Genomic DNA, 5,967 nt, shown 5'->3' with positions numbered 1-5,967 from the left:
TCGGGGTGAAAAATTTTTCACCCCGACTTTTTTATTTCTGAATGTATTTGATTCTTAGTTTGCTGTTCCTTCCTGAGGCAATACTTTACCGGTAATTGTCAAAATGATCGGCTCAGTTGAAGCATTTGTTGTAACAGTAATTGTTTTTGTAAACTGCCCTACACGCTTCGTATCGTAATTCACAACGATTTTAGAAGACTTCCCTTTTGCAATCGGCTCAGTTGGTTTCTCAGCTGCCGTACAACCACAAGATGTCTGAACATTTGTAATGATCAAAGGTGTTTTTCCATTGTTTTTAAACTCAAAAACAAACGGTTCTTTTGAATCGTAAGGAATTTCCGCCCGTTCTATTTTCAACGTTTTAAAAGCAACCGGTGCTTTTGCTTCCGTCTTAACTTCTTTCTTCGGACTTTCTTTTTTCTCTGCTGTTTGCGCAAATGTTCCAAGTGAGATGAATGAAACTGCGAGTATTGCTATTGCTTTCATGTGTTTTAGTTTTAACTATACAAGAATACGAACTCTTTTTAGATTGGTTGTTTAATTAACAAAAAATTAGCCAAAAAATGAAAACAGGTTAAAAAGTTCAAAGAGTGGAAAAGTTCAAGGGAGAATTGAAATGAAATCCCGATAACTATCTGATGAGAAGTTGCCCAATGAAAATTTTGAACATTTGAACGTACAAAATATAAATCCCAGGATCTCAGAATAAGACATTTGGTTATCTTCGTAAGCGATTCTATTCTAGCAACATGAAACCTTTTCTCTGCTCTCTCTTACTTCTCATTAACGGATTCGTTTTTTCCCAAACACAGCAGCAGCTAGATTCACTGGAACGGCTGATCCCGAAAAAACAAGGAAAGGAAAAAGTTCAGTTACTCAATGACCTGACATTCTATTATTACCAGAACAACGCAGATAAAGCCATTCATTTCGGAACACAGGCTTTGAAACTTGCCAAAACACTCAACGACAACAAACTGCTGGCAAATACCTACAACGATTATTCCATGCCTTTTCACATGAAAGGAGACTTTCAAAAAGCAGTGGAGCTCAACAAGGCCGCCCTCGGTATTCGTCTCAAACTTCAGGATACGATGGGCATGATTTCTTCTCATTCAAAACTCGGAAGCGCCTATTACGAACTGACACAGTATAAAAAAGCACAGGAAGCATATAACGAAGCAATCCGGCTTGCGAAGATCAAAAAAGAAGAAAATCTGCTGCTTCATTTGTATCAAAACAGCGCGAACGTGTTGGAAATTAGCGGGTACGTGGAAGAAGCGCTCCGGATGCAGCAAGACGTTCAAAAACTGGCTCAGAAAAGCGGTGATGTTGCCCTTCAGATCAATAATTACGGAAACCTGGCTTCCTGCTACAGAAAGTTGAAAAACTATCCCAAATCGCGGGAAATGTACCAGAAGGCGATTCCTTTGATTAAGAAAAGCAACAAAATGGAACAACTTTCCATGGTTTATCAAGGATTGGGCGTTGTGGAACGGGAAGCAGGAAATACGGATCTGGGCTTGGAATATTACAAAAAAGCTTTCCGGATTTACCAGGAAATCAATTCCAAAACCGGAGAAGGAATTGTGGCGGTCAATATTGGGAATTCGTACAAAGATCTGGGCAACTTCGACAGTGCGGAAGTGTATTTGAAACACGGATTGGATCTGGTAAAAAACACACAATCTTTCCGGCAAACGTTCCTTGCTTACCAGGCGCTTGCAGAATTGGAAATCAAAAAGAAAAACTTCCGGAAAGCAACAGAATACCTCAAACTTCAAAATCAATTCCAGGACAGTGTTTCGATTCACCAGGGAAATGAAGTTCTGAGCGAAATGTTTACCAAATACGAAGTCGCGAAAAAGGAACAGGAATTGGCTGAAAGCGAAGCACAAATTGCGAAAAACCGTTTGTACCAGGCAATCTGGATCGGCGTTTCAGCAACATTGTTTTTGCTCTTCGTACTCGTTTTTCTCTTTTTCCGTCACAAACGAAAACTGGCCAAAGAAGAGTTGATTCGCACCAAACAGGAAGAACAATTTCTGCGTGAAAAGCAATTAAATGAACAAAAACTGGAGATTTCAAGAGAATTGCATGACAATATCGGCTCGCAAATTACCTATCTGATTTCTTCCGTCGACAACTTAAGTTACCTCGATGAAACAAATGAACCCCTGAATCACCAATTACATAATCTGAGTGATTTCGGGAGAAATACCATGCAGGAACTCCGAAGCACGATCTGGGCTATGAATTCTGAAGATGGAACTACGGACACGCTTCTTTCCCGAATTGAAGGCATCCGGAACAACATTCCCCTTCCGATTGACATTCAAAACAACCTGAAAAAAGTTTATCCGCTCAAATCCATGGAATTGCTGAACCTGTACCGCATCATCCAGGAAGCGCTTCAAAACACGCTGAAATACGCAGAAGCTTCTTTCATAACGATTCATTTCGAGGAAAACGAAAGCGGAATCCGTTTGGTGATCTCAGACAATGGCAAAGGAATTTCGCCCGGAACCCCGGAAGGAAACGGTTTGCGAAATATGCGTTACCGCTGCGAACAAATTGGCGGATCATTCGAACTGCACGCCGAAAGCGGTCAGGGAACAACCATTTGTTGTACAATTAGTCATTTGTCGTATTGATTTCCTTCGTTGATTCCTGCATCTTTGTAGAAACAATAAGAAAGTTCAAAGGGTTGAAAAGGTTCAAATCAACATGGAAAAATTGCTTAACGAACATACATTTGAACATTTGAACTAAACATACTGTAGCTTATTGAAGGATGAACATTTGAAAATGTCACGGAAATTAAACCAATGAATTATGATTCGAATAGCGGTAGCAGAAGATAATCCCTTTTTAGCGAAATCCATCGAGGACAAAATCGCGTTGTTTCCAACAGAATTGAAATTCAAGTTTCAGGCCTTCAACGGAAAACTGTTTTTGGAAAAGTTGGTTGAAGATTCGAATGTCGACGTCATACTCATGGATATTCAAATGCCGGAAATGGACGGAATCGAAACTACCCGCTTTATTTCAGAACGCTATCCGCAGATCAAAGTCATTATGCTCACTGTTCTCGACGACGACGAATCCATTTTCCAGGCTATTTTAGCCGGAGCAAACGGATATTTATTGAAAGATGAAAATCCGAAAATGCTGCTGGAAAGTATTTTATCCATTGTAGAAGGAGGAGCACCCATGTCGGCTGGAATTGCTTTGAAAGCATTGAGATTACTCCGAAATCCCCTAAAACCGGAACAACAAACCACTACAGAAAAGAAGCCGGAACTCTCTTCCCGTGAAATCGATGTTTTGAATCAGCTCAGCAAAGGAATGGATTACAAACAAATTGCCGAAAACCTGATTATTTCGCCTGCAACTGTCCGGAAACACATCGAAAATATTTATTCAAAACTCCAGGTTCACAATAAAATGGAAGCCGTAAATCTCGCTCAGAAACATCGGATTATAGATTAATTCCGAATGATGAATTCCGAATGCCAAATAATTATTCACACTTATCCATAATACTCCGAAATTTCAATTCGCAATTCGCAATTCGCAATTCGTAATTCGTAATTCGTAATTCGTAATTCAAAGTTACCACTCCTTTGCCATATCCAACACCTCCTGAATCGAATCATAGGTGTTTTCACGAATCATTCCCCATTCATTCTTTTCGATCCAAATTGCCTGCGTAATGGATTCTTCTTCCTGTGGCGTAACTTCCAGAGAACCTGTATAATTCAAGGCATACCACCAGTTTTTCTTAATGGTCAATCTTCCCATGTAAGAATAAGTATGAAACGTGATTCCGATCAGGTGGTCAATCGTTGGCCCCACAATTCCGCATTCTTCCTCAATTTCACGAATAGCAGCTTCCCAGGGTTGTTCATGCATGTCAAGTTTTCCCTTTGGGATATCCCACATTCCATGTCGTTCAATAAATAAATACCGCAATTTACTCTTTACTATCCCTCCGGCAGCATCCATAAACTCATAGTTTTGAAACACCTGGTTCAGAGCGAGCTCAAAATCTTCATAAACCACTAACAAACAGTAATTTGAAGTGGAAAAATCAAACTGATCCAACAGCTTGGTCAAATCATTTTCAAGCGAATTATATACGAAATCATAGCGCCTTAAAGGAAGCTCCTCGGAAGAATCCAAAAACTCTATAATCGAATTATCAATAAAAACTTTGTACATTTGCACCATGATTTTAAATAAAGATCGAGCACTAAAAGTAGCGGAATTTTTGCTACAAATTAAAGCAGTAAAGTTACAACCAAATTCTCCATTTACGTGGGCTTCGGGTTGGAAATCGCCAATATATTGTGATAATAGAATCACACTTTCTTTTCCGGCAATCAGAACGTATATCCGACAAGGTTATGCGGATGCGATTCTGGAGCATTTCGGAAAACCGGATATTATTGCAGGAGTTGCAACAGGTGGAATTGCACAGGGAGCTTTGGTAGCTCAGGAACTTGGAATTCCGTTTGTATATGTTCGCAGCTCAGCGAAAGGTCACGGTTTAGGAAACATGATCGAAGGACATTTTGAAAAAGGTCAGCGCGTAGTGGTGATCGAAGATTTAATTTCAACCGGAGGAAGCAGCTTACAGGCCGTTCAGGCTTTGAGAGGAGCAGGATTGGAAGTAAGAGGTTTGGTAGCGATTTTCACATACGGATTTGATATTTCCATCAAAAATTTTGCGAATGCGGAATGTCCGTTTGTAACACTTACCGATTACGATCATTTGATTGATCAGGCTTTGAAATCGGATTATGTGACCATGGGTGATGTCAATTCTCTGAGAGAATGGAAAATCAATCCCGATAACTGGAAAAACTAAGACATGCTATTAAAAACGGATTCTTCAGCGGTAAATGCTTCGGCGCAGAAAGTGTTTGAATTTCTTTCGGATGCTAAAAACATAGAGTATTTGCTCCCGGCCGATAAAATCTCTGATTTCCAATCGGATGAAAAAGGTTGTTCTTTCAAAGCTCAGGGAGGAATCGTGATTCCTTTGCAGTACGTTTCAAAAGAACCGAATACTAAAATCCACATGGAATCCGGCGATAAAGCACCTTTCAGTTACACCTTATCCATTATTCTGAAAGAAACCGGAGAAAATACCTGCGAAGGACACATTGAATTCGAAGCCAACATCAACATGTTTATGAAAATGATGGTAGAGAAACCATTGACCAGCTTATTCGTTGTAATGACGAAGAACCTTCAGAAACAATTCCAATAATTACGAATTACGAGTACCGAATTACGAATTATTGGATCTTTGTTAAAACCAAATCAATCTTCCTGACTACAAATCCAACTAATTCGGCATTAGGAATTGGGAACTCGTAATTCTTTCGCGTAGTTCGCTTCAAAATTCAATTCCTGGTTGTGATACACCGTCACCACTCCGTCTTTTTCCACTAAAATATTCCCGATTTGATCTACTCCGCGGATAATTCCACGGAAAGGAACCGGATCTTGCCGCTCTTCTATCGTGATTTCTTCATCTTTTTTCCACATGAAAGACTCGTACTGCTCTTTCAGCTTCTCAAAATCCGACTGTAGTAAAGTGGTGTAAAATCCGTTCAGGCTTTGAGACAACAGATCTAAAATGGTCCATATTTCGGGAGATTTTCCGGCAATTTCACTCAAAGAAGTCGCATAAACCACACTTTGAATCGGTGAAACATTCACTCCTATTCCAACAATGGCACCTTCTACCTTTCCGTTTTTCCAGTTCGTTTCAATCAATATTCCCGCAATCTTTTGATTATCGATGAAAATATCATTCGGCCATTTGATCGAAACCAGGTGTTTTGTGAACGACTGAACCATCTCTCTTACGGCAAGCGCAATGGACATATTGAGGTAGCACAAGTGGTCGACTGACAAAAAATCAGTTTTTAGAAAATAGGTTCCTGTAAACTG

Annotated in this window: 7 protein-coding genes; 4 read left to right on the top strand and 3 right to left on the bottom strand. The window is 39.9% G+C overall.

The annotated features are described in order from the left end of the window. Positions 1–54 precede the first annotated feature (54 nt). Positions 55–486 carry a DUF1573 domain-containing protein gene (locus Q1V93_RS01000; RefSeq protein ID WP_300660241.1) on the bottom strand — a complete coding sequence of 144 codons (432 nt, stop codon included), beginning with the start codon at positions 484–486 and terminating at the stop codon, positions 55–57. A 263-nt stretch (positions 487–749) separates the two neighbouring features. On the opposite strand from Q1V93_RS01000, the gene Q1V93_RS00995 reads away from it, so the two are divergent. Then, entirely contained in the window at positions 750–2,654 is a 1,905-nt protein-coding gene (locus Q1V93_RS00995; RefSeq protein ID WP_300660238.1) for a tetratricopeptide repeat-containing sensor histidine kinase, read from the top strand. Positions 2,655–2,835: 181 nt separating this feature from the next. Continuing rightward, positions 2,836–3,492 carry a response regulator gene (locus tag Q1V93_RS00990; protein ID WP_367183766.1) on the top strand — a complete coding sequence of 219 codons (657 nt, stop codon included), beginning with the start codon at positions 2,836–2,838 and terminating at the stop codon, positions 3,490–3,492. 123 nt (positions 3,493–3,615) lie between these two features. On the opposite strand, the gene Q1V93_RS00985 is transcribed toward Q1V93_RS00990, so the two are convergent. Continuing rightward, on the bottom strand, positions 3,616–4,224 hold the full coding sequence (locus tag Q1V93_RS00985) for an NUDIX domain-containing protein (RefSeq protein WP_300660235.1): 609 nt from the start codon (positions 4,222–4,224) through the stop codon (positions 3,616–3,618). Between the two features lie 7 nt (positions 4,225–4,231). Here Q1V93_RS00985 and pyrE point away from each other — a divergent pair, with 7 nt between their 5' ends. Both pyrE and Q1V93_RS00975 read left to right on the top strand, forming a co-directional pair. After that, complete coding sequence (gene pyrE / locus Q1V93_RS00980) at positions 4,232–4,873, top strand: orotate phosphoribosyltransferase (RefSeq protein ID WP_300660232.1); 642 nt, start codon at positions 4,232–4,234, stop codon at positions 4,871–4,873. A 3-nt stretch (positions 4,874–4,876) separates the two neighbouring features. Continuing rightward, positions 4,877–5,278 (top strand): hypothetical protein, encoded by a 402-nt coding sequence (locus tag Q1V93_RS00975; protein WP_300660229.1) that lies wholly within the window; start codon positions 4,877–4,879, stop codon positions 5,276–5,278. An 89-nt stretch (positions 5,279–5,367) separates the two neighbouring features. Here Q1V93_RS00975 and Q1V93_RS00970 read toward each other — a convergent pair. Beyond that, positions 5,368–5,967 (bottom strand): biotin--[acetyl-CoA-carboxylase] ligase (locus Q1V93_RS00970; RefSeq protein WP_300660226.1); only part of this gene is annotated, 600 nt, incomplete at its 5' end.

It is taken from the genome of Fluviicola sp. (assembly GCF_030151805.1).
Taxonomy (GTDB): Bacteria; Bacteroidota; Bacteroidia; order Flavobacteriales_D; family Crocinitomicaceae; genus Fluviicola.
Note: the sequence above shows the minus strand (reverse complement) of the source record. Positions and strands in the feature narration are given on the sequence as shown.

Excerpts from the sequence above, each read along its gene's own strand:
- Q1V93_RS01000 (WP_300660241.1), bottom strand. The coding sequence starts at position 486 with ATGAAAGCAATAGCAATACTCGCAGTTTCATTCATCTCACTTGGAACA.
- Q1V93_RS00995 (WP_300660238.1), top strand. The coding sequence starts at position 750 with ATGAAACCTTTTCTCTGCTCTCTCTTACTTCTCATTAACGGATTCGTT.
- Q1V93_RS00990 (WP_367183766.1), top strand. The coding sequence starts at position 2,836 with ATGATTCGAATAGCGGTAGCAGAAGATAATCCCTTTTTAGCGAAATCC.
- Q1V93_RS00985 (WP_300660235.1), bottom strand. The coding sequence starts at position 4,224 with ATGTACAAAGTTTTTATTGATAATTCGATTATAGAGTTTTTGGATTCT.
- pyrE (WP_300660232.1), top strand. The coding sequence starts at position 4,232 with ATGATTTTAAATAAAGATCGAGCACTAAAAGTAGCGGAATTTTTGCTA.
- Q1V93_RS00975 (WP_300660229.1), top strand. The coding sequence starts at position 4,877 with ATGCTATTAAAAACGGATTCTTCAGCGGTAAATGCTTCGGCGCAGAAA.